Source organism: Corynebacterium nasorum (assembly GCF_022347325.1).
Classification (GTDB): domain Bacteria; phylum Actinomycetota; class Actinomycetes; order Mycobacteriales; family Mycobacteriaceae; genus Corynebacterium; species Corynebacterium kefirresidentii.
Genome location: NZ_JAKRDU010000004.1, coordinates 107042 through 131272, shown reverse-complemented (window position 1 = coordinate 131272; position 24231 = coordinate 107042). Strand labels below are relative to the sequence as shown.

At 58.7% G+C, this 24231-nt stretch carries 21 protein-coding genes; 14 read left to right on the top strand and 7 right to left on the bottom strand.

Features of this window, described 5'->3' with window-relative positions:
* Nucleotides 1-47 precede the first annotated feature (47 nt).
* A complete protein-coding gene (locus MHK05_RS05330; RefSeq protein WP_239205308.1) occupies nt 48-1523 on the top strand; it encodes an amino acid permease in 1476 nt (491 codons plus the stop codon).
* Here MHK05_RS05330 and mfd read toward each other — a convergent pair whose 3' ends face one another.
* From mfd to MHK05_RS05315, 3 genes are all read right to left on the bottom strand, one after another.
* Nucleotides 1524-5165, bottom strand: coding sequence for a transcription-repair coupling factor (gene mfd / locus MHK05_RS05325; protein WP_239205307.1), 3642 nt, complete (start codon nt 5163-5165; stop codon nt 1524-1526). It abuts the gene before it with no gap.
* A complete protein-coding gene (locus tag MHK05_RS05320; protein ID WP_239205306.1) occupies nt 5166-5771 on the bottom strand; it encodes a TetR/AcrR family transcriptional regulator in 606 nt (201 codons plus the stop codon). It lies immediately after the preceding gene.
* A 160-nt stretch (nt 5772-5931) separates the two neighbouring features.
* A complete protein-coding gene (locus MHK05_RS05315) occupies nt 5932-6648 on the bottom strand; it encodes a trimeric intracellular cation channel family protein (protein WP_239205305.1) in 717 nt (238 codons plus the stop codon).
* Between the two features lie 122 nt (nt 6649-6770).
* On the opposite strand from MHK05_RS05315, the gene MHK05_RS05310 reads away from it, so the two are divergent.
* From MHK05_RS05310 to MHK05_RS05260, 11 genes are all read left to right on the top strand, one after another.
* Nucleotides 6771-7967 carry an MFS transporter gene (locus tag MHK05_RS05310; protein ID WP_239205304.1) on the top strand — a complete coding sequence of 399 codons (1197 nt, stop codon included), beginning with the start codon at nt 6771-6773 and terminating at the stop codon, nt 7965-7967.
* A 68-nt stretch (nt 7968-8035) separates the two neighbouring features.
* Entirely contained in the window at nt 8036-9481 is a 1446-nt protein-coding gene (gene glmU, locus MHK05_RS05305; RefSeq protein WP_324291861.1) for a bifunctional UDP-N-acetylglucosamine diphosphorylase/glucosamine-1-phosphate N-acetyltransferase GlmU, read from the top strand.
* 15 nt (nt 9482-9496) lie between these two features.
* On the top strand, nt 9497-10471 hold the full coding sequence (locus MHK05_RS05300; protein WP_005323655.1) for a ribose-phosphate diphosphokinase: 975 nt from the start codon (nt 9497-9499) through the stop codon (nt 10469-10471).
* 253 nt (nt 10472-10724) lie between these two features.
* A complete protein-coding gene (locus MHK05_RS05295) occupies nt 10725-11378 on the top strand; it encodes a 50S ribosomal protein L25/general stress protein Ctc (protein ID WP_239205303.1) in 654 nt (217 codons plus the stop codon).
* Between the two features lie 92 nt (nt 11379-11470).
* On the top strand, nt 11471-12001 hold the full coding sequence (gene pth, locus MHK05_RS05290; RefSeq protein ID WP_239205302.1) for an aminoacyl-tRNA hydrolase: 531 nt from the start codon (nt 11471-11473) through the stop codon (nt 11999-12001).
* A gap of 5 nt (nt 12002-12006) precedes the next feature.
* Nucleotides 12007-12867 (top strand): fumarylacetoacetate hydrolase family protein, encoded by an 861-nt coding sequence (locus MHK05_RS05285; RefSeq protein WP_239205301.1) that lies wholly within the window; start codon nt 12007-12009, stop codon nt 12865-12867.
* A 76-nt stretch (nt 12868-12943) separates the two neighbouring features.
* Nucleotides 12944-13831, top strand: a complete 888-nt coding sequence (gene ppk2 / locus MHK05_RS05280) for a polyphosphate kinase 2 (protein WP_086588148.1) — start codon at nt 12944-12946, stop codon at nt 13829-13831.
* A 29-nt stretch (nt 13832-13860) separates the two neighbouring features.
* Nucleotides 13861-15039: a sensor histidine kinase gene (locus MHK05_RS05275; protein ID WP_200287868.1), complete on the top strand. Its 1179-nt coding sequence runs from the start codon at nt 13861-13863 to the stop codon at nt 15037-15039.
* Nucleotides 15032-15691, top strand: coding sequence for a response regulator (locus MHK05_RS05270; RefSeq protein WP_239205300.1), 660 nt, complete (start codon nt 15032-15034; stop codon nt 15689-15691). The genes MHK05_RS05275 and MHK05_RS05270 overlap by 8 nt, the downstream gene beginning before the upstream one ends.
* Before the next feature lie 87 nt (nt 15692-15778).
* Nucleotides 15779-16492 (top strand): ATP-binding cassette domain-containing protein, encoded by a 714-nt coding sequence (locus MHK05_RS05265; protein ID WP_239205299.1) that lies wholly within the window; start codon nt 15779-15781, stop codon nt 16490-16492.
* An 82-nt stretch (nt 16493-16574) separates the two neighbouring features.
* Complete coding sequence (locus MHK05_RS05260) at nt 16575-17966, top strand: ABC-2 family transporter permease (RefSeq protein WP_239205298.1); 1392 nt, start codon at nt 16575-16577, stop codon at nt 17964-17966.
* 101 nt (nt 17967-18067) lie between these two features.
* Here the strand turns inward: MHK05_RS05260 and MHK05_RS05255 are convergent, their stop codons facing one another.
* Complete coding sequence (locus MHK05_RS05255) at nt 18068-19522, bottom strand: glyceraldehyde-3-phosphate dehydrogenase (protein WP_023021928.1); 1455 nt, start codon at nt 19520-19522, stop codon at nt 18068-18070.
* Between the two features lie 64 nt (nt 19523-19586).
* Nucleotides 19587-20570 (bottom strand): nitronate monooxygenase, encoded by a 984-nt coding sequence (locus MHK05_RS05250; RefSeq protein WP_239205297.1) that lies wholly within the window; start codon nt 20568-20570, stop codon nt 19587-19589.
* Nucleotides 20571-20605: 35 nt separating this feature from the next.
* On the opposite strand from MHK05_RS05250, the gene pth (MHK05_RS05245) reads away from it, so the two are divergent.
* Nucleotides 20606-21253, top strand: coding sequence for an aminoacyl-tRNA hydrolase (gene pth, locus MHK05_RS05245; RefSeq protein ID WP_239205296.1), 648 nt, complete (start codon nt 20606-20608; stop codon nt 21251-21253).
* 9 nt (nt 21254-21262) lie between these two features.
* Here the strand turns inward: pth (MHK05_RS05245) and MHK05_RS05240 are convergent, their stop codons facing one another.
* Nucleotides 21263-21955: a potassium channel family protein gene (locus MHK05_RS05240; protein ID WP_023021931.1), complete on the bottom strand. Its 693-nt coding sequence runs from the start codon at nt 21953-21955 to the stop codon at nt 21263-21265.
* Complete coding sequence (locus MHK05_RS05235; RefSeq protein WP_239205294.1) at nt 21948-23300, bottom strand: TrkH family potassium uptake protein; 1353 nt, start codon at nt 23298-23300, stop codon at nt 21948-21950. Before MHK05_RS05235 ends, MHK05_RS05240 begins: the two co-directional genes overlap by 8 nt.
* Nucleotides 23301-23380: 80 nt before the next feature.
* On the opposite strand from MHK05_RS05235, the gene MHK05_RS05230 reads away from it, so the two are divergent.
* Nucleotides 23381-24217: an SDR family NAD(P)-dependent oxidoreductase gene (locus MHK05_RS05230; protein ID WP_239205292.1), complete on the top strand. Its 837-nt coding sequence runs from the start codon at nt 23381-23383 to the stop codon at nt 24215-24217.
* The last annotated feature ends 14 nt before the right edge of the window (nt 24218-24231 follow it).

Genomic DNA, 24231 nt, shown 5'->3' with positions numbered 1-24231 from the left:
TCTAGCCCGAGTTCCCATTATGGGGCTATTCAAGGTATTTTAGGCCAATGACCTCCAGCCAGAATAAATCCCACTCCGTGACGTTGTGGACCCTCGTCGCGCTCATTATCGGTTCCACCGTTGGCGCGGGTATTTTCTCGCTGCCGCAAAACATTGCCTCCGTTGCCGGCCCAGGCGCGATGCTCATTGGCTGGCTGGTAGCGGGCGTCGGCATGCTCTCTGTGGCTTTTGTGTTCCAGATTTTGGCCCGCCGCAAGCCGCACCTTGATTCTGGTGTCTATTCCTATGTACGCGCCGGCCTCGGCGATTTTATTGGTTTTACCTCAGGCTGGGGTTACTGGCTGGGCTCCGTTATGGCGCAGGTGGGATATGCCACCCTCTTTTTCAATACGCTGGGCCATTACCTGCCGCTTTTCGACGCCGACCATTACTGGTCCTCCGCCATCGCCGTCTCCCTTTTGTCGTGGGGAATTTTCGCGGTACTCGCCCGCGGCATCAAGCAGGCCGCCTTCATGAACCTCATCACCACGATTGCCAAGATCGTGCCCATCTTGGCTTTCGTGGTGCTCATTGCTTTCCTCGGGTTCAGCTGGGATAAATTCACCGTGGATTTCTGGGGACGCGCTTCTGAGGCCAGCGTCTTCGAGCAAGTCCAAGGAATCATGCTCTTTACCGTGTGGGTCTTCATTGGCGTGGAGGGAGCATCCGTGTATTCCAAGCAAGCCTCCAAGCGCACCGATGTCGGCCGCGCGACCGTGATCGGCTTCTTTTCCGTGTTGGCACTGTTGGTCTCTGTGTCCACCTTGAGCTTTGGCGTCATGACCAAGGAAGAATTGGCCGCGCTGCCAGATAATTCTATGGCGTCCGTGCTGACCGAAGTCACCGGCCCCTGGGGCGGCGCCCTCATCTCCATCGGACTGTGCTTGTCCGTTCTGGGCGCCTACGTGTCCTGGCAAATGTTGTGCGCCGAGCCCATCGTGATGATGGCCATCGACGGCCTCATTCCCCGGCGCATCGGCACCATCAACGTAGCCGGTGCGCCGTGGGTAGCGCAGCTGATTTCCACGATGTCTATCCAGCTGTTCATCATCGTCTTCTACCTCAACGAGGCGTCCTATAACGCCATGGTGCAGCTAGCGACCATCATGTATCTGCTGCCGTATATCTTTTCTTCCCTGTACCTATTGCTTCTGACGTTGCGTGGCAAGGGGCTGTCTCACCCGCAGGCGGGCATCAAGTTCGATCTTTCCGGACCAGAGGTAAGCCGCAAGGAAAATCGCAAGCATTTGATGATCTCTTTGCTCGCGTTCATCTATTCCCTGTGGCTGATTTACGCGGCCGACCCCGTCTACGTCCTGCTCGGCGCGCTGGCCGTGGTACCCGGCCTTATCCCCTATGTCGGTACCCGTTTGTGGAAGAAGGAACGCATTTTTAACACGTTCGAGTGGTGCGTGGTGGCCATTGTCTTGGCCGGTGCCGCCGCCGCCATTTGGGGCTTGAGCACCGGCTGGCTCACGCTCTAGCTACTCCCCTACGCTCACCACGTTCGAGGAGCTGGGCTGGGCGCCGCTGACGTTGACGGGAGCGACGTCGAAAAGCGCGCTTAGGAAATCCGCCGCCCACTGAATGAGCTCGGTATCGCGCAGCTTCGGCGAGGTAACATTGCGCCCCGCCTTGGGGAATGGCACGTTGATGGCCTTCGCCGCCGCGCGGAAGCTGGATCCTGGATACAAACGCTTGAGGCGCACCTGCTTGGAATCCGGCAGCTCCACTGGGTGGAACTTGATGCGAGTACCCTGCACAGTAATATCCGATACCCCGGCGCGGCGCGCTTGGTGACGCAGGCGAGCGACGGACAGTAAGCGTAAGACCTCCTGTGGCAGCGGGCCAAAGCGGTCTTCCATTTCCTCAATGACGGCCTTGAGGTCATCGTTATCTTGCGAGGCTGCAAGCTTGCGGTAGACCTCCAGGCGCAGGCGCTCGGAATCGATATAAGCCTCCGGGATATGCGCGTCCACGGGGAGATCGATACGGATTTCTTTCGGCCCCTCATCCGTCACGGTAGGAGCTTCGCCGCGAGCGAGAGATTTGAAGGTTTCTACCGCCTCGCCAACAAGGCGGACGTAAAGGTCGAAGCCAACGCCGGCAATGTGGCCGGACTGCTGGGCACCGAGCACGTTACCGGCACCACGCATCTCCAAATCCTTCATGGCTACTGCCATGCCTGCACCAAGGTCATTATTCTGAGCGATGGTGGCAAGGCGGTCATAAGAGGTTTCCGTAAGCGTAGCGCCCTTCGGATACAGGAAGTAGGCATAGCCGCGCTCACGGGAACGACCCACGCGCCCACGCAACTGGTGTAGCTGGGACAGGCCCATATGGTGGGCGTTTTCCACAATGAGGGTATTGGCATTAGCAATGTCCAGGCCGGTTTCCACGATGGTGGTACACACAAGGACATCATATTCGCGGTCCCAGAAGCCTTGGACGGTCTGCTCCAGCACTTCCTCGTTCATCTGGCCGTGCGCGACGACGACGCGAGCCTCAGGTACCAAGTCACGCAGCTCGCGGGCCTTCTTTTCAATATCAGAGACCTTATTGTGGATGAAGAAGGTTTGACCATCGCGCAGCAGCTCGCGGCGGATGGCCGCGGCGACCTGCTTGTCTTCATAGGCACCGACGTAGGTCAGCACGGGGTGGCGGTCTTCCGGCGGGGTAAGGATGGTAGACATCTCGCGAATGCCCGCCATGGACATCTCCAAGGTGCGCGGAATAGGTGTAGCGGACATGGTGAGCACGTCCACACTGGCTTTAAGAGCCTTGATATGTTCCTTGTGCTCCACACCAAAGCGCTGCTCCTCGTCTACGACGATGAGACCAAGGTTCTTCCAGTGCACACCGGTCTGCAGGAGGCGATGCGTGCCAACGACGATATCGACGCTGCCATCGGCCAAGCCCTTAAAGATGTCTTTGGCTTCTTTCTTCGAGGTAAAGCGCGAGAGCACCTCGATCTTGACAGGGAAGCCGGTCATGCGCTCGCTGAAAGTATCAAAGTGCTGCTGCGCCAACAGCGTGGTAGGCACCAAAACGGCCACCTGCATGCCGTCTTGTACGGCCTTGAAAGCAGCGCGGATGGCCACCTCGGTCTTGCCATAGCCCACATCGCCGACGACGACGCGGTCCATCGGCACCGTAGATTCCATGTCTTGTTTGACGGCGTCGATTGCAAGCATCTGGTCTTCGGTTTCGACGAAGGGGAAATTATCCTCCATCTCCGCCTGCCACGGATTGTCAGGGGCGAATTGGTGGCCGGGTGCTGCTTGTCGCTTGGCATAAAGCTCAACGAGTTCGCCCGCAATTTCGCGTACTGCGGCGCGCGCCTTCTTCTTGGTGTTCTTCCAATCGGAGCCGCCCATCTTAGACAGGTGGGGCGATTCGCCGCCGGTGTACTTGCTCAGCAAATCCAGAGAGTCCATGGGGACCCAGAGCTGGTCGGCGGGCTGGCCACGTTTCGAGGGTGCGTATTCGAGCACGATATATTCGCGGCGGCTGGTCTCATCGCCGGACTGGATGGTGCGTTCGGCCATCTTTAAGAATTTGCCAATGCCGTGGGTTTCGTGCACCACAAAATCGCCCTGTTTTAGGGCAAGCGGATCGACCTTATTGCGGCGCTTGGCGGGGCGCCGCTTCGCTTCGGCGATATCGCCTACGCGGTTGCCGGTCAGATCGGTTTCGGTGACGACAACCAGCGGGAGGGCCTCGGCGTCCTTAGGCTTTTTCACCTTGGGGAACACCAATCCAGCATGGCTTAGCGCCTGATAGAGGGTGACTTCTCCGGCGGTGGGCTCCCAGCCAGGGGTAGCAACCTTAGTGCGGATGCCCTTTTCCGCGAAGCGATCCACCATGCGCTTGATAGCGCCCTGTGCCGGAGCGATGAAGGCCGCACGGCCCCCGGCGTTGGTATGCGCGAGGAGTTGGGCCATCATGGCATCGATTTCTTCGATATTGCCGCGCGGGGTGGGCCCTGGCTCGAATTCGAGTGGGAGGGTCTCTTCTTCTGGGGCGGCAAGCATTCCCGGTGGGGAAAAAGTCCACAGCGGCAGGTCGGACTCGCCGATGGAAACCTCGAGCGATTCATAGGAGCGGTAGCTCGCGGCCTCGGTATCGAGTCCTTCGGTGGCCAATGGGCCATCAGCACCCATGGCCGCGGCTTCCCAGCCAGCGGCGAGGAACTCAGCATCGGTCTTTTCTAAATCCGCGACGCGGCGACGAATCTTTTCCGGGCCGACCATCACCACGTGAGTGGTGGGGCGGAGGAATTCGGGGAGGGTGATCATGGGGGCGTCGGAAAGCACGGGCAAAAGCGCCTCCATGCCTTCGGCCGGAATGTGCTCGCTCACCTTGGTCAAAAGCTCCACCAAGGCGGGATTACCGGGGTGCTTGACGGCAAGGTCGGCCGCGCGTTCAGCGATGGCATCCGTAATAGGAAGCTCGCGGGCCGGGAAAACATCTACACGGCCGACCTCGATTTCCGGGATGGTGCGCTGGTCAGCTACGGAAAATTGGCGAATATCGGTAATCTCATCGCCCCAAAACTCAACGCGGACCGGATAATCCAGCGTGGTGGGGAAAATATCGATAATGCCACCTCGAGTGGCGTACTCGCCGCGCTTGGCCACCATGTCTACGTGTTTATAGGCGCGGAACTCAAGCTCACGGACCACCTCATCGAAGTCATACTCATGGTCTTCTTCGAGGTGAATGGGAGCACGACCTTCCACTTCCTTGAGGATAGGCTGGGACAGCCCGCGGGCAGCGGTGACGATGACCTGCACATTGTCCAAGTTGTGCAAAACCTGGGCGCGGCGGCCGATGATGTCTACGCCAGGGCTCAACCGCTCGTGCGGCAAGGTCTCCCACGCGGGAAACATGGCCACCTTCTCCCCCAGCATCGCCGTAAGCTCTGCGCTAAGGTCTTCCGCCTCGCGGCTGGTGGCGGTCACCACCAGCACCGGGGCGTGATGGGCCAAAGTTCCCAAGGCCCACGGCCGAGACTGATCCAAACCTGTGATGTGGAGGTCTTCCCCCACATGAGAAATCATGCCCTTAAGCTTGGGGTCCGAGGCTGCTACCTTGAGCAAGCCGGCCAGCATTGGGGTCGCCATCTATTTGCCTCCTAGCTTGGGCTTTATTTCCATACCGGACAAACCATTCCAGCATAGATTGACAATATGCGTGGCGACGACTTCCTTGTCCGGGTTGCGCTCATCTAACCACCATTGCGCCGTGGTAGATACCATTCCTACCAGCGCTTGGCCATAAATATCCGCCAAATCCGGCTGGATACCACGGTGTTCAAACGCTTCTCGCAAAATATAAGACACCTGGCCTACCGCGGAATTTAACAGCGTAGAGAAACTGCGTTCATCGCCTGGCTTGGCATCGCGCACCAGAATGAGAAATCCATCGGTTTCTTCCTCAACATAGGTCAAGATGGCCATCACGGCCTGCTCGATGCGCTCGCGCCAGCTGCCGTTTTCCAAAGAATCAGTAATGACCTTTTCCAGTGCCAACATCTCGCGGTCAACAACGACCGCATAGAGGCCTTCCTTACCCCCAAAGTGCTCATAGACAACGGGCTTGGATACCCCGGCGCGAGCCGCGATCTCTTCGACACTGGCCCCTTCAACCCCTAGTTCCGCAAATGCGGTGCGTCCGATGGAAATGAGTTGTTCGCGCCGTTCTCGGCCGGTCATCCTTTGTCGAGCCATACCTTCTACCCTATCCCTCGCCCCGCAATTTGTGATTTACCCGGGTGCGTCAGGTACGCTATGTCTACAGCAATTTGCTGTGTTTCCCCATGGTGTAATCGGCAACACTGCGGTTTTTGGTACCGTCATTCTAGGTTCGAGTCCTGGTGGGGAAGCTTTTTTAGTTTTTCTTCCTGCCGCGTCGAAAGCCTTTGAGCTCGGCTTTCTTCGCAATCGCAGCCACCTGGGCCGCGGTGTAATTAACGGGGGCTACACCAGCGCGGGGCAACACCCAGCCGCGCCAATAAGACAAGATGGCCATGCCGCTTCCGACGATGGGGGAAATGATCATGCCGAGGGCAAAATGCCCGTTGTGGGCGAAGGTCACCATAACGATGCCGGTCAGGATGGACGGCACGGCATAAAGAGGGCTGCCGCCGAAGATAGAGGGGATTTGCCCAGAAGCTACGTCGCGAACCATTCCGCCGCCCACCGCGGTAAGCACGCCAAGGAAAACGCAGGGAATAAGTGGCATGCCGTGCGTGAGTGCTTTGACGCAACCGGTAGTGGACCACACGCCGAGGATGATGGCATCACCATGTTCGCGGAAAAGCTCCCATGCCTTGCCCTTAAGATCGATAAGAAACGCAACGAGGGCTCCTCCACAGGCGAGTCCGAGGTACCACGGATCTGAAATCGCAGCCGCTGCCCCATCTGCGATGAGCATGTCACGAATCATGCCACCGGCCAGCCCAGAAAAGAGGGCGAGGAATACAAAACCCACGATGTCGAATTCGCGTCGGCGGGCAATGGTGCCACCAATGATGCCGTTCAGCACCACGCCAAGGAGGTCAAAGGCTTGATAGAGGGAATTGATGAGGGGATCAACATCATGCATGATTCTTAGGCCTCCTGCCGCGCGGGTAGAATTTCGGCGTGACTGCGGCCGTGTTTTAGTCTCCGGCGTGTCAGCATGGCTTTAATTTAACCAACTCATTTCTCTGAAAGATCGAATTTCTCATGTCTCAATCCAATGCCCGGTATTTCATCTGGTCCAATGGCCTGCAAAATTTGGGCGATCAGATTGTGGCGGCCAAGACGGTGCTGCCAGCGCTTTTTAGTGCAGCCGGCGTGCCTGCCTTCTTCGCCGGTTTGCTCACCCCTATTCGCGAATCTGGTTCGATGCTGCCGCAGGCGGCACTGACCCCGTGGGTGACCACGCATAGGGCCCGTAAGCGCCTGTGGATTATCGGTTCGCTGGGCCAAGCGATATCCGCCGCGGTCATCGCGCTAGCAGCATTCTTCCTTCGTGGGACAGCACTGGGAGTAGTAACACTGGTGGCCCTAGCGGCGCTTTCGCTTTTCCGCGCACTGTGCTCGATTGCGGGCAAGGACGTACAGGCGCGCACGATTTCCAAGGGTGCGCGTGGCCGAGTAACCGGCAGCGCGGCAGCGCTCGGAGGCGGCGCTACCCTGCTGACCGGCGTTATCCTTTACTTTTTGGGCGAGCTCAGTATCCCCATGATGGGCACGGTCCTCGGCGTTGGCGCGGCCACGTGGGCCATCGCCGCGTGGGTATTTTCGGGCGTGGATGAGCCGGTGCCAGAGGAAACCGAAGGGGGCATCGATAAGCAGTGGTGGAAAGATACCTGGCAGCTTTTTACTAGCGACGGACAATTTCGCAACTTTGTCATCGTCCGCGCGCTGCTGTTGGTATCGGCGCTTTCAACTTCTTTTATCGTGCTGCTTAGCACCAACCTGTCCGGGCTCTACGGATTCGTGCTTGCCTCGGGGCTAGCCTCGCTGGTGGGCGGGCGAATCTCCGGGGTGTATTCCGATAAGTCCTCCAAAAACACCATGGCGGTGGGAGCGGCCGTGGCTTCCATCGTGCTGGTGCTCTTGGTCGCCAGCTCACATTGGGCCCCAGATGGGGTCAATGCCTGGGTCATGCCCATTGGCTTTTTCGCCGTGAATCTGGCGCACACGGCCATTCGAGTGGCGCGAAAGACCTACGTGGTGGATATGGCCGGTGGCGATAAGCGCACCCAGTACGTAGGTGCGGCTAATACGATGATGGGCATCATCTTGCTCGTCGTCGGTGGCATTTCCTCCGTGGTGGCGCTGGCCGGGCCAGAGGCGGCCCTGCTATTCCTCGCCCTCATCGGCTTTCTCGGGGTGTGGCGCGCCCGCAGCCTGAAAGAGGTTTCTCACACATAAATCGCACTCGGGCTATAGGATGTAGTCCGAATAAGAATTAGACTCGACCCCCAGGAGCTCAAAAACCCGTGGTAGCAACAACCCCGTGTGCCGTAGTCGTCCTTGCGGCTGGTGCCGGCACCCGCATGAAATCCACCAAGCAAAAGACCTTGCACGAGATTGGCGGGCGCAGCTTGCTCGGCCACGCTCTGCATGCCGCGGCCGGGATTAATCCGGAACGCATTGTCACGGTGGTAGGCCACCAACGCGACCAGGTCTCCCCCGCTGTGGATGCCATCTCCCAGGAGCTGGACTGCGAGGTGCTGCAGGCAGTACAGGAAGAACAGCTGGGCACCGGCCACGCAGTGGCCTGCGGCTTGGAGCCGATTCCGGAGTTTGAGGGCACCATCATCGTCACTAATGGCGACGTACCGCTACTTACCCCAGAGACCATCGAGGGCCTGCGCGCTACCCACACCGAGCAGGGCAATGCGGTAACGGTGCTATCCATGCGCTTAGAGGATCCCACCGGCTACGGCCGTATCATCCGCGCTGAGGACGGCAGCGTGTCCGCCATTGTCGAGCAAAAGGACGCCTCCGAAGAGCAGCGCCGAGTCGATGAGGTCAACTCCGGCGTCTTCGCTTTTGACGGCCGCGTGCTTGCCGACGCCCTCCAGAAGCTCGACTCCAATAACGCCCAAGGCGAGCTATACATCACCGATGTGCTCGAGATCGCCCGCACCGCTGGACACGGCGTCGGCGCGCATGTGGCAGCGGATCCGGCCGAACTGGCGGGCGTCAATGACCGCGTGCAGCTCGCCGCTGCCGGCCGCGAGCTCAACCGACGCATGGTGGAAAAGGCGATGCGCGGCGGAGCCACCATCGTAGATCCGGAGACCACCTGGATTGGTGTCAATGTCACCGTGGGCTCCGATGTCATCATTCACCCCGGCACCCAGCTGTGGGAAGCGACCAGCATCGCCGATAATGCCGAGATTGGCCCCGATACCACCCTGACCAATATGCAAGTGGGCGAAGGTGCTTCCGTCGTGCGCACTCATGGCAGCGATTCTGTCATCGGCACCAACGCTCAGGTCGGCCCGTTTACCTATATCCGCCCGAAGACCGTGGTGGGCGAGGACGGAAAGCTCGGCGGCTTCGTAGAGGCAAAGAATGCGCAAATTGGTCGCGGCTCCAAGGTGCCGCACCTGACCTATATCGGCGATGCCACCGTGGGCGAGCAGTCCAATATTGGCGCCTCTTCCGTCTTTGTAAACTACGACGGAGTAAACAAGCACCACACCACCATCGGCAGCCACGTGCGCACCGGTTCTGACACAATGTTTATCGCTCCGGTCAATGTCGGTGATGGCGCGTACTCCGGTGCGGGTACAGTAATTAAGGACGATGTTCCTGCGGGAGCACTCGCAGTCTCCGGTGGCAAACAGCGCAACATCGAGGGCTGGGTTCAAAAGAAGCGTCCGGGTACTCCCGCGGCTGAGGCCGCAGCCCGTGCGCAGGACAACGAAAAGTAAGGGGCATATTCTCCCATGACTGGCAAGGTAACTGGTAGCAGCAAAAACATGAAGCTCTTCTCTGGGCGTGCACACCCAGAGCTGGCGGAGGCTGTGGCTAAGGAGCTGAAGACGGATCTGGTTCCTACTACCGCCCGCGATTTCGCTAACGGCGAAATCTTCATCCGCTTTGAAGAGTCCGTGCGTGGTGCAGACTGTTTCGTAATGCAGTCGCACACTCAGCCGCTCAATAAGTGGCTGGTGGAGCAGCTCATCATGATTGACGCTCTCAAGCGCGGCTCCGCGAAGCGCATCACTGCCATCCTGCCCTTCTACCCATATGCACGCCAGGATAAGAAGCACTTGGGCCGCGAGCCGATTTCCGCTCGCCTAGTGGCAGACCTACTGCAGGCAGCCGGCGCGGACCGCATCGTCTCCGTGGACCTGCACACCGATCAGATTCAGGGCTTCTTCGATGGCCCGGTTGATCACATGCATGCTCAGCCCATCCTGACCGATTACATCAAGTCCAAGTACGCCACCGATAACATCACGGTTGTCTCCCCGGATGCCGGCCGCGTAAAGGTTGCGGAAAAGTGGGCCCATGACTTGGGCGATGCCCCGCTGGCCTTCGTACACAAGACCCGCTCCAATACCGAGGCCAATAAGACGGTATCCAACCGCGTAGTAGGCGATGTTGAGGGCAAGGATTGCGTGCTTCTCGACGACATGATTGACACCGGCGGCACCATTGCCGGCGCCGTGCGCGTGCTGAAGGACGCCGGTGCCAAGAAGGTCATCATTGCCTGCACCCACGGCGTCTTTTCCGATCCCGCCCGCGAGCGCCTGTCTGAGTGCGGTGCAGAGGAAGTTATCACCACCGATACTCTGCCGCAGTCCACCGAGGGCTGGTCCAACCTCACGGTGCTGTCCATTGCACCGCTTTTGGCACAGACCATCCACGAGATCTTCGAGAATGGTTCTGTAACCACCCTGTTTGACCGCGCCTAAACATGATCTACTATCACTAGCCGCCGAGAATTTACTTCGGCGGCTTTTGATTTGCTAACGGTACGCGTGCTAATCTAACCCAGTCTCGGCGAGGGCGACCTCAGGATGAGGAAGCCGTTATCGACGCGATTGAAGTTAGAGCACGTTGCTTTTATATACGCCTGCGATGACTCGTCCAAGACGTCCATCGGCAGGCTTTCGTCGTTTTATCGCGTTGGCCGCGCCGCACTACTTTGACTAAGGAGAATGAAGCATGGCACAGCGCCCAGTAATCAAGGCTGAAGCACGTACCGAGTTTGGCAAGGGTGTCGCACGCCGCCTGCGCCGCGACTGGAAGGTCCCAGGCGTCATCTACGGTGCCCACCAGGAGCCGGTTCACTTCGCAGTTCCGCTGCTGGACATTCAGTCCCTCGTCCGCAACAACGGTGTCAACGCCGTTTTGGAGCTGGAGATCGACGGTGAGCAGTACCTGACCATGGTTAAGCACGTTGATCAGAACGTCCTGACCTTCGATATCGACCACGTTGACCTGCTTGCTATTAAGCGTGGCGAGAAGGTTGAGGTTGAGGTTCCGGTTACCTTGACCGGCGAGCCAGCCCCAGGCACTATGCACATCCAGGATGCTGACGTACTGCTGGTTGAGGCAGACGTACTGAACATTCCGGAGGAGCTCGAGGTTTCCATCGAGGGCCTCGAGGAGGGCGCGGTTATCACCGCCGCCGATGTCACCATGCCGGAAGACACCACCCTGGTGGCAGAGGAAGACACCGTTATCGTCTCCATCTCCCTGCCTGAGGTTGATGAGGAGCTCGAGGAAGCAGCCGAGGCTGCTGAGGAAGGCGGCGCTGACGCTGGTGCCGAGTCCGCAGATGAGGACGAAAAGTCCTCTGACTCTGAAGAGGAGTAGTCCCTTCCCCTTCCTGTACGTAAACCGCCGTGAGAAATACACCTCGCGGCGGTTTCGCCGTTTTCCTTTCGCTGTATGAGACAATTGAGCGCGTGACTCCACTTCTCGTAGTAGGCCTTGGTAACCCTGGCCCCAGGTACGCAGGAACCCGCCACAATATCGGCTTCGATGTAGCTGTAGAACTCGCTGGCGAGCTCAAGAGCAGCTTTTCGGTGCACAAGAAGACCAATACCGAGGTCGCCGAGGGCATGACAGGTGGCCGCAAGATTATCTGTGCTAAGCCACGGTCTTTCATGAACCTCTCCGGCGGGCCGATCAAAGCCCTAAGCCAATATTTTCATCTCTCCGCCGCCGATATCATCGTCGTCCACGATGAACTGGAGCTCGATTTCGGCACCATTAAACTCCGCGACGGCGGCGGCGACCACGGCCATAATGGTTTGCGCTCCACCACCAAGTCCCTGGGGACAAAGGACTATAAGCGCCTTTCGATTGGCATTGGGCGCCCACCAGGCCGTATGGATCCAGCGTCGTTTGTGCTCAAGCCGTGGACAAAGCAGGAAAAGGTGGAGATCCCCATTATCTGCGCGAACTCGGTGGATGAGATCCTGCGCGTAGGATAGTCGCCATGAAACTGGCTACCCTCCGCACCGGCTTTGGCACTTCCGCTATCCGCATCGACGGCGATAACGTGGGTGTCGAATTGGATTATGAGGATGTGGGCCAGCTGCTACGCAGCGAGGACTGGCGAAAAGCCGCACAGCTTTCCGGCGAACCCGTGGTCTTCGACCACGCCGACTTGGAGGCCGTAGTCCCGAATCCCGGCAAGATTATCTGCGTCGGGCTTAATTACGCCAAACACATCCGCGAAATGGGCCGCGAATTCCCCGAACACCCCACCTTGTTCATCAAGTTCGCCGATGCCCTCACCGGCCCCTATGATGATGTCTTCATTCCAGAATATGCCACACAGAAGCTGGATTATGAAGGAGAATTGGCGGTCATCATCGGCGAGCGCGCCCACCGCGTGAACCGGAATGAGGCGCTCGACTATGTCGCCGGCTATGCCATCATGAATGACTACACGCTGCGCGATTTCCAGCGTCAGACGAGCCAGTTCCATGCCGGTAAGTCCTTCTATCGCACCGCAGGCTTCGGCCCGTGGCTCACCACCGCGGAGGAATGGGCACCTGGTTCTGGTGCTTTACTTACTACTACCGTGGGCGGCGAAGAAAGGCAGCGCGATAACACCGATGACCTTATCTTTTCAGTTGCTGAGCTGATCGAGTTTTGCTCGCAGCTTTACCCGCTCAATCCGGGAGACGTCATCGTTACCGGTACCCCAGAGGGCGTTGGATTTGCACGGGAGCCGCAGCAGTTTATTCAAGATGGTCAAAATGTCACCATTGCTATTGAGGGCTTGGGGCATATTTCCAATACAACTTTTTTCGGCGAACCAGGCTGCGGTCCAGGCTGTACCTGCTCTTAGACTGTGCCCAGATTCTCACTCCAACGAGGGCGGTGCAGTTTTCTCCCCTGCTATCAACGGCGGTTAAGCTGAGACAATGAGCACAAAGAGCAGTAAAGCCCCTAAGAAACTCAACAAGAAGGCCTACGAGAAGGAACTCGAGCGCCTTCAGGCAGAACTCGTGGACATGCAGCAGTGGGTCGTTGAAACCGGGGCCCGCGTCGTCATCATCATGGAAGGCCGCGACGCCGCCGGCAAAGGCTCTGCTATCAAGCGCATCACCCAGTACCTCAACCCACGTACGTGCCGCGTCGAGGCGCTGCCCGCCCCGAACTCCCGTGAGCAGGGCCAGTGGTACTTCCAGCGCTATGTGGAAAAGCTGCCAACGAAGGGCGAAATTGTCATCTTTGACCGCTCCTGGTACAACCGCGCCGGCGTCGAACGCGTCATGGGCTTTTGCACCGATCAGGAATACGTCCGCTTCCTGCACCAAGCACCTACCTTTGAGCAGATGCTGGTAGAAGACGGCATCATGCTGCGCAAATACTGGTTCTCTGTCTCCGATGAGGAGCAGATTAAGCGCTTTGAGTCCCGCCGCAATGATCCGCTACGCCGCTGGAAGCTCTCCCCTATGGACCTGCAATCCATTACCCGCTGGGAGGACTATTCCCGCGCGAAGGATGCCATGTTCATTCACACCGATACCCCAACCGCCCCGTGGTACACCGTGGAATCGGAAGACAAGAAGCGCTCGCGTATCAATGTCATCTCGCACCTTCTCAGCACCATTCCCTACGAGAAGATCGAGCGCAAGATGCCTGAAATCCCGCAGCGCCCTGAATCTGATGGCGAGACCTACGAGCGCCCCGCCCGCGAAGAGTTCCGCTATGTGCCTGATGTAGCAGCCAAGCTGGAGCGCAAGTCCGAGCAGAAGACGGCGAAGAAAACCTCAAAGAAGGGCAAGAAGAAGGATAAGAAGAAGTAGCAGCACCGGCCGTATTACTATCTTCAATCATGAGCACTGACACCGTCGCGGAAGCGCGTTTAGGAGATAAAATCCTCACTGCGGTGGCGGTGCTCATTGCGCTATTTTATGTCATTTCTGCCGCGAAGAATCCCAGCATAATTGAGATTATTCAGGCAGGTCTATCGTTGCTATTCCTGCCATTTATGTGGGTCTGGCGGAGCCGTCCCGTGCTCAGCGCCACGGGCTTTATCGTGCTTCTCGCAGCTTGGGCGATGGCTTGGATGAGCCAGCTTCCCACTAACCTGGGAATTACCCCGTGGGCCCTGACTGCACCCATGGCGGTGTATGCCACCTCCCGCTATGTCACACGCCGCGCCATTCCCCGCACGGTACTGGCTCTAACTATTCTTGGCTCCTTCATTTCGCCATTCATGTGGCGCATAGATCCGGAGTCTTTCTTTTTGCATTACCAACTGGACCGCCGCTACTTGGCCATGTTGGTCGTGCACTGGGCGGTTCTAGGCAGCACATATTTTATAGCTGCGCGCTACTTCGATTTAGCACGCCAGCGCGAGCAGCTAGCGCAAGAGCGATTTCGCCAAGCCCAAGAAGAAGAACGCCTGCTCATCGCACGGGAGCTGCATGATGTACTCGCTCATTCCCTCACGTTGATCAAGGTTCAGGCAAACGCCGGGATCATTGCCGCTCGTGCAAACACTGAGGCTGCCCACGATGCGCTGGCCAGTATTCGTGATGGCGCGGATTCTGCTTTGGAAGAGGTCCGCGGCATCGTCACTGCACTGCGAAGCACCGGACCTACCTCACTGGAGCCCACCACGCAGCTAGAGCACATCGAGGGCATTATCGATGGCTTCCGGGCGGCGGGCTTGGACATTAACGCGCATATACCTGAGGCCTACGAGGCTCCAGCACTTACGCAATTGGCGTTGGTGCGCATCATTTCTGAGGGTTTGACCAACGCGTTGCGCCACCAGGGCCCAGGAACCCAGGTGGATGTGGAGCTTGCGCTTGCCGACGTCGCCCGACTCACCCTAATTTCTTCCACGCCCTCCCCGACTCCCAGCGAAGTCCCAGGTAGCGGCGTGGGCCTGATCGGTGTGGAAGAACGTGCCAACGCATTGGGTGGAAAGCTAGAGAGCTGGGGCGATGCCACAAAATTCACCCTGCTCGCCGAACTTCCGTTGCAGAAGGAAAACCGTGTCTAAGATTCGTGTACTGCTTGCCGATGACCAAGCGCTGCTCGTCGCGGCTTTGTCCACGATCCTCAATGCTCAGGAGGATATTGAGGTCGTTACCACCGCGCACACCGGCAACGAAGCCGTTACCGCGGCGATAAGCCACCGCATTGACGTCGCGATTCTAGATATCCGAATGCCCGGAATGGACGGCATTGCCGCGACTCAAGCCATCCTTTCTCGGGTGCCTGACTGCCGAATCATCATGCTCACTACATTTAATGAAGATGATTTGGTGGCTCAATCTATCGCCGCTGGCGCGCATGGGTTTCTCCTCAAAGACGCCGACCCAGATGTACTGGTGGGGGCTGTGCAGGACGTCGCCAAGGGCGAATCGGTCCTAGCTGCTAAGGTAACCGGCCCAGTCTTGCAGACCTACCGCGCCGCAATTGCGCGCGGACAGCTGAGCGCGCGAGAGCGCCAAGGCTTAAGCCTTGTCACCCGTCGCGAACGAGAAGTCTTAGCCCTCATCGCCCGCGGTGCCACCAACGCGGAAATTGCCCGTGAAATGGTCATCGCGGATACGACTGTCAAGACACATATTTCCTCTCTGCTTTCCAAACTGGCTGCACGCGACCGCGTAGCTCTAGTGCTCTTGGCGCAAAAGGCTGGCATCGCCTAAGCCTCCTACCGTGGTAGGAGAACTTCGCGCTAAGGTCCATAGCCTAGGCGGAGGTTATTGCGGCGCTCTGCCGCGAGACTGGGCGGTATGAGTTTTGAGATCTCCTTTGAACACGTCACCAAATCCTTTGGTTCCCACGTGGTGCTGCGGGATGTGGACTTTCGCATTGCCCCTGGCCGCGTCCACGCCTTGCTTGGACGCAACGGGGCCGGAAAATCCACTCTCTTTTCCATCTTCCTTGGCCTGCTGCCGGCAGATTCCGGAATAGTACGCGCGGCTGGTGCCCCGTGGTCACGTGAAGTACTCGACCATGTGGGGGCATCCGTGAATGGCCCCGCCTTCTACGGGCATCTTTCCGCCGCTGCCAACCTGCGCGTACATACCCGCTTGCTAGGTCTGCCGGAGTCTGAGGTAGAGCGTGTTTTAGCCATTGCGGGGCTCACCGAGGTCGGTTCCAAGAAGGCCAAGTCCTTTTCCACTGGTATGAAGGCCCGCTTGGCATTGGCGCAGGCTTTGCTAGGTGATCCGGAAATCTTGTTACTGGATGAACCTCAAAATGGTCTTGATCCACAGGGCATAGTGGAGCTGCGTACTTTGCTGCGAGACTTGGCAGCAGCCGGCCACACTGTTGTGGTCAGCTCTCATCAGCTTGGCGAGGTCCTTCATTTGGCCGACGACATCACCATTTTGTCTCAGGGCACCATTCGCTACTCCGGGTCCTTGCAGGAGCTTGCCCCCAGCGGACAATTGGAGTCCGAGTTCTTCCGCCTCACCTCTCCGGGTGGTGAGGCCGATGTTTAAGCGCTACCTTTCGGCAGAGCTGATACGCAGCCGCGGCAGCGCTGTGCAGTGGCTACCTCTTCTCGCCTTACCGCTTGCGCTAATGACCATAGTCTTTTCTGCTTTCGCTTCCCCGGCTAAGGATGCTACCGGTGTTCTCGGCTGGCAATCTATGTTTGTCACCGGCATGTACGCGCCGCTCATTGCGGTATTTGCCGCAGTTACAGAGCGCCGAGAGGTTCTCGCCCGTGGCGGCGGCACCTGGTGGCGCCGCCTCACTACTCGCTACGAACACACTGCACGCTTGGTGGTAGTGCTCGCCAGCTTGGCCGCGTTCCATCTCCTCAACTTTGGGGTGTCCTGGGCAGTAGTGTTCGCACAAGGCCGCGAACAGCACCACCTTGTGGCACTCGCCGGGCTCTATTCTTTCCTCGGTGCTGTTGGCATTGCTGGCCTTGCCTCTGCCTGCTCGCGGCGCTATGGCCTTGGCGCGACACTAATACTCAGCGTTATCTGGCAGGTTTTAAGCGTGACTTCCAAGGTCGTCGAAGGCCCTACGTGGTGGGTTTTTCCACCAGCTTGGCCCATGCGACTCTTGCTTCATTCACTGCGCATTCATCAAAATTCCGTGCCCTTGGATCCAGGCGATCCGCTCCTGCAAGAAAATCCGCTGCCGGCCCTCGCTCTGACGCTACTTCTCGCAGTAATGGGCATCTATGCGGCCATCGTCACTCCGCGCCGCCTGCGCCGCCTCGCCTTACCTCGCCGCGGCCAGACGACCCCTGCCTTTAGCGGCGCCACTGCCACGTGGCGCCCGGCCACAGCACCGCGTGCCACCGCCCGCCCCCGCTTTGCAGGCGCGCTAGTTGGTCTCCACCGGGCGGCGTGCAGCCCAGCGGTTATCGCCTGCTTGGCGTTAAGTGCCTTGGCATTGCTATTTCTTGCCCTTTTCTATCCTCCGACTTACGTCCAGGGCTTCTTTGTTTTTCTGCTTCTCCCCGTAGGGGCAGGTGTGCTGCCGGTTGTGGTGTGGCCATTACTCGCGCCGGTATGGCCGCTCAGTCACATTGAATCCCGCCATTGTTCCAGCGCCCTCCTCTGGTGGTTTTTCGGGATAGTATCCACAGTATGCATGGGCGCTTCGCTCGCGCTTAGTGCTTCTGGCAGCCCGGCTTCGGCGACCGCCATCCAACTCCCCCTAGCCATTGGGGTGGGGTATGTGATTTCGGTATTCTCTCTTCTCATCGTGATTCGTCTGGGCATCATGAGTGGCCTGGCACTGTGCATCGTCTGCACTATCGTCTCCGTGACCCTGGGCGGAGACATCCTCGCTAGAACCCCGCTGTGGTTGATCGCCTTCCCCGCATGGCCCATGAACGCGGATTCCCCTGCCCGCTATTTTCTTGCGGTGGTGCTGACAGGAATCTTCGCCACGGCTGGTACGTGGATGGTCATCCGGCTGCTTAAGACTAAAGCGCTGCGACCGGCAAACTAAGCCGAGTGGTGCTCGGTGCTCAAACCTTTTACGCTTTGCTGAAAATGCCCCGGAAAACGACTAAAGCCCGCGGGTAACCGCGGGCTATAGTTCATTGAGCTTTATAGCTCAGCAGGAGATACGCGCTTCGGCAGAACTACCGGGCGGGTACCCGCCAGCTCTTCTACGATGCGTACTACCTGGTTGGAGTAACCGAACTCGTTGTCGTACCACACATAAAGCACGAGGTGCTTGCCGGAGGCGATGGTGGCAACACCGTCGACAATGCCAGCGTGGGTATTGCCGATGAAGTCAGAGGAAACAACCTCTGGGGAGGCGATATAGGAAATCTGCTGACGCAAGTCAGAGTGCAGCGAAACGTTGCGCAGGAAGTCGTTGACCTCTTCGCGGTCTACTTCCTTTTCCAGTTCAAGGTTAAGCACGGCCATAGACACGTCCGGGGTAGGAACGCGGATGGCGTTGCCGGTGAGCTTGCCTTCGAACTCCGGCAGGGCCTTAGACACAGCCTTAGCTGCACCGGTGGCGGTAAGCACCATGTTCAGGCCCGCGGCGCGGCCACGGCGATCACCCTTGTGGTAGTTATCGATGAGGTTCTGGTCATTGGTAAACGAGTGCGCCGTTTCCACGTGGCCGTGGGTTACGCCGTAGCGGTCATTGATGACCTTGAGTACTGGGGTGATGCCGTTGGTGGTGCAGGACGCGGCGGAGAGGATCTGATCCTCATCGGTGATCTTTTCGTTATTGATGCCGTAGACGATGTTCTTGATATCGCCCTTGCCCGGTGCAGTCAAAAGCACACGAGAGATGCCCTTGGCCTTGAGGTGCTGGGACAAGCCCTCGCGGTCGCGCCACGCGCCAGTGTTATCTACCAAGATGGCGTTGTTGATGCCATAAGAGGTGTAGTCAATCTCGGAGGGATCGTTAGCGTAGATCATCTGGATCTTGGTGCCATTGGCCCAGATGACCTCGTTTTCCTCATCCACGGAGATGGTGCCGTTGAAGGCGCCGTGGACGGAATCGCGGCGCAGCAAGGAGGCGCGCTTGAGGATGTCCCCATCGCCCTTCTTGCGCAGGACGATGCCGCGCAGGCGGACTCCACCATAGGCTGCCTCGCGGGCGACGAGCAGGCGGGCAAGCAGTCGGCCAATGCGACCAAAGCCATAGAGGACGACGTCGGTGGTTTCCAAATCCACGCCTGCACCGACGATCTCGCATAGCTCGCCTTCCAGGTACATGCGGAGGTTTTCCTCGTTGGACTCCTCCCAGCCCAGTACCAAGCGGCCGAGGTCAACGCTGGCGGCGCCTAGGTTCATGTCCGCCAATTCCACCAGGATTGGCAGGGTCTCCGCCGTGGACAGGTGGCGCTGCGCAATGCGGCGGCCGTAGCGGTGGGACTTGATGATGTCGATATCCGTCTGGCCCACCAGCGGGCGGCCGAAGATGGTGGTGACAACGTTATTGTTGCGGTGCAGCTGGTGGATGAGTGGAATCATCTGCTGCGCCAGCTCGAGGCGCTCGTTCCAATCATCATGGCCAACATGTGCGTTCGCAGTCACGAAATTCATTCCTTTTCTGTCACGGGGGTGGCATTAAATCTTCAAACCTAAATATTAGCGCCTACTAGTGTGGGTTTTGGCATAGTCGGTTAAGGATGTCGGCCACAGTACCCCCGTTTATTTTGCCTACCTCTGTACCTACGAGGCAGTAGGATACGGCATCATCGTGCTGCGCACGGCGTTTCTTTAGGACCGGATTCAAAAGTGGGTAGACCGGGGGCAAGTCAGGGTGTCTCTGGGTGTACTCGGTCTCCAAACCGCGGGCGAAGCGGCCTGAGAATGCACGGGTGGACACGGTTTTCCCACCACGGCGAAGAAGCTGCCGGTTATAGTCGCTCGTGCCAGCCTCGGCAGCGAGCAAAAAGGCGGACCCGCAAGAGCAGGCGGCAACTCCGCTCCAGGACATAGCGTTGGCTACATCAGCCGCGGTGCGCAGGCCACCGGCTGCGATAAGGGGAAGTTCTGGAGAAGCGGCGCGCACATCGGCTACTAGCTCTTCTAAGTCCCGGGAATCCGGGGTTGCGGAAAGCTCCCAGGTTCCACGGTGTCCACCAGCCGCCGGACCTTGGACGCAGAGCACGTCGACGCCGCCACGTGCGGCCGCAATTGCCTCCGTAGGGGTGGTAACGGTGGTCCACGCCTCTGCGCCCGCAGCGTGGATTCGCTCTATCTGTTCGGGTGTGAAGGTTCCAAACATGGACCACACCACCCGGGCGCCGCCGCGCAGGGCTAGCTCCAGCTTTTCTTCATAGCCAAAGGAATAGTCGGGCTCGGATAGCGGCTGGTTTTCTGCTTGAGCCAGCTCGCGTGCGGCTGCCAAGTACGGCTCGGTAAGTGGTTCCTGTGGGCAAAAGAGATTCACCCCGAACGGAATTCCGGCGCACTGTTCTATCTGTGTGCGAGCAGAGTCGATGCTGGCAGAGCCCAAACCTAGGGTGCCGAAAGACCCAGCCGCATAAGCTGCGTGCACCAGTTCCGGGGTGGTGGGGCCACCGGCCATTGGCGCGGGAATTACGCTACGGGAAAGGGAGCTAATAACCTGACTCATACCACCCCACCCTACCGAGAGAGGAAGCTAGCGCAGTGGCAGCTTTAGGAGATTTTTTCGCGCGGATCTTTGGCTCGAAGGATAAGCCGCAACTAGGACTCACACCGTCCGAGCTTGAGGCGGAGTGGCTTGTCGTAGGCTTGGGCAACCCCGGCGCGAAGTATGCCGCTACCCGCCACAATGTGGGCTATATGGCCATCGATGATCTCCTCGCAGCCGGTGGAGATGTCCTCGAACCGGTGCGCGGGATGGATGTCCAGGTAGCTTCACTTAATTGGGAGGGCCACAAAGTACTTGCCGTGCGTTCGGGCACCTTTATGAACCTGTCGGGGGATCCTGTGGCACCGCTAGCGCAGCAATTAGGAATCGCTCCAGACCATGTGATTGTCCTCCACGATGAGCTCGATCTGCCGGCCAATAAGGTCCGGCTCAAGCAGGGTGGCAATGAAAACGGGCACAACGGACTCAAGTACCTCACCGAGCGCTTAGGCACGCGCGACTACTTGCGTGTACGAATTGGCATTGCACGGCCGCCCAAGGGCTCGTCGATTCCAGACTATGTATTAGGCCCGGTGGATACCGGCGCGGACTTTGACGACGCCATTGCCACTGCAGCTAAGGCGGCTCGGCTCATCGTGACCGAAGGGCTAAGCAAAGCCCAAAACCAGATCCACTCGCGTTAACCACTCGCGCTAGCACTGGGAGAATTTCTCTAGGGCCTGCGGGCTGCCGGCGGCGACGATGAAATCGGTGGGGGCAAGTTCGGTGGCGTCGGCAAGCGGGGCCCACTGCCCTTCCGCACAACGCACCGAAACCAATTGCACGCGGTGGGTGCGCCAGATGGCGGAAAGGTCGAGCGGTCGGCCCACCAATGAGCTAGGAACGGCCATTTGGGTCACGCCATAGTCGGTGGCAATCTCCGCAAAATCCCGGAAACGCCCGCCCAAAAGGTAGGCCACGCGGCGGCCCGTATCTCGCTCTGGACGGATGACATGGTGGGTGCCAATCTGGCTCAAAATGCGCGCATGCGCCTCCGAATCTGCCTTGGCCCAGATATCTTTCACCCCCAGCTCCACCAGGTTAGATGCGGTAAGAATGGAGTCTTCTAGGTGGGAGCCGATAGCGACGATGACGCGCTCGACTTCCTCCACGCCCAGCTGACGTAAGGCTTCCGGGTCAGTAGTATCTGCCGCAATGGTCTCAGTGAGGTAAGGCGCTTCCTCGCGCACGCGCTTTTCGCTGGAATCGATGCCAAGGACCTCAACGCCATTGGCCATCAACTCATGGGCTAGCGAGGAGCCAAAGCGCCCCAGTCCGATGACGACGACGGGTGGAATATCGATGCCGGCGCGGGTGCGGCCCAGCGCCTTGAGAATATTAGCCAAGGAACGGCCTTTCTTCGGGATAGCTAAAACGTCGACTTACGGTTTTTGCAGCCAGCGCCGCTACCAAGGTGGTTGGGCCAACACGGCCCAGGTACATGATGAGGCACAGCACTATCTGCGAGGGTGCAGATAGGCTGGCGGTAATTCCGGTGGACAAACCCACCGTAGCGAATGCGGAGAGTACTTCGAAAGAGACTTGGTCACCACTGAATTCCGGATCAAAAAAGCGCAGGGCCGCCACGCCGAGTGTGACCACCATGACTCCGGCAAAGCTCAAAGCCAGGGCCTGGCGGGTTACCGAGCGCGGAAGGCTGCGGTGCCCGATGGTCGTGGTTTCGCGCCCAGTGAACTCAGCCGCCATCGCCGCCAAGAGCACGCACGCGGTGGTGACCTTGATGCCGCCGGCGGTACCGGCAGACCCGCCGCCGATAAACATCAAAATATCGGTGCCCATCAGGGTAATGGGGTGAGCCTGCCCGTAATCGATGGCATTAAAGCCGGCCGTGCGCGGAGATGCACTGGCAAAGAAAGAGTTGAGCAGTTTTTCTCCCAGCGACATGGACGACATCAGCCCGGTCCATTCCATGCAGGCGAAAAAGACCGCACCAGCGACCAAGAGCACGGCCGTAGCAACCAAAGTCATGCGCGCGGTAATGGAGATGCGGTGGACCACGTAACGGTTGCGGCGCACGAGGCGCACCAGCTCCGCCCATACCGGAAATCCCAAGCCGCCACCGATCAGCGCGGCGGCTAAGGGCAGCAGAATCCAGGCATCGGCAACAAAGGGCACTAGATTATCGCTATTGGTGCTAAATCCCGCGTTATTGAATGCAGAAATGGCGTGAAAGATGCCTTCCCATACCGCGCGCGGAAAGGAATGACCATAGCCAATCATCAACCGCGCAGCCACGATGAGAGCGATGATGATCTCTGCCACGGCGGTAAAGGCAAAGGTAAAAATCAGCGTCTTGCGAATTCCGCCAGAAGCAATGGGGCGCCCCTCATAGGCGCCCGTTTTGCGTGCTTTGAAGCTAATCCGGCCGGTAAAAAGCAGACCGGATAGCGAGGCCAGGGACATGATGCCCAAACCACCCAGTTGGATGAGTGCCAAGATGATCACTTGGCCGGCCGGGCTCCAAAAACTACCGGTATCCACCACGATAAGTCCGGTTAGCGATACCGCAGACGTAGCGGTAAAAAGCGCAGACAGAAAAGAAGCGCGGGCGGTGCCGGCCTCGGCGAACGGTAGCATGAGCAAAACCGTTCCCAGCAAAATGAGCAAAAGAAAGCCGGCGGCGGTTAAGCGCGCCGGTCCCCACTGCCGTATGGAAAGCAGATGTTTCACGAGCGGAAGTATAGACCTGCTTGGGGTGCAAGGAAACTGCTAGCAGGCACCACCCCCGCCGCGAAGTTAAGATTGGGGCTATGACTTCGCCACATAGCACTGCCAAGACGATTGTGATTACGGGCGCATCGGGCGGGCTGGGCGCCGCGGCCGCACGCCAGTTGCACCGCACCCGCCCGCAAGACAACCTGGTTATTATTGGCCGCAACCCGGAAAAGACTCGCGCGGTGGCACAGGAAGTGGGCGGCCAGTACTTCCTTGCCGATTTCGAGTCTTTGGGGCAGGTGCGCCGCCTGGCTGGAGAGTTGAGCGAGCTGGAGCATATCCATGCGCTAGGCAATAATGCTGGCGGCATTTTCGATGGCCCCTCCACCACTGCTGATGGATTTGAGCGCACCTGGCAAGTCAACGTGGTTGCGCCCTTTCTGCTGACTTCCCTGCTTCGGGACAAACTGCGCGAGGATAACGCGAACGTGGTCCAGACCGCTTCGCTGGCCAATTTTCTCATGTCCAACTTTGTCCCAGACAATCCCAATACCGTGGAGCACTTTAGCCCCGAGCGTGCTTATGGCAACGCCAAGTTGGGAGATATCCTGCTTACCCGCTATTTCGATGCCCACGGGCTTAATGCAGTCTCTTTCCACCCGGGCGTGCTGGCCACGGACTTTTCCAAGTCCTCGACGGGCATGATGTCCAAGATTTATTCAGGGGTTCTAGGCAAAACCTTTGGCAAGCCTGCCGAAGGCGGCGATAACCTCGCCTACTACCTGACCGGCACTGAGGGAGTCCATTTTGAGTCCGGCGAATACTACAACGACAAGCGCAAACCCGGGCTGCAGCGCCCCATTGCGAAGAAGCTATCGGTGGCCCGCCGCGTCTTTGATGATTTGGGGCGCCGCCTCAATGTGGAGTGGTAGCGCAAACCCACTAG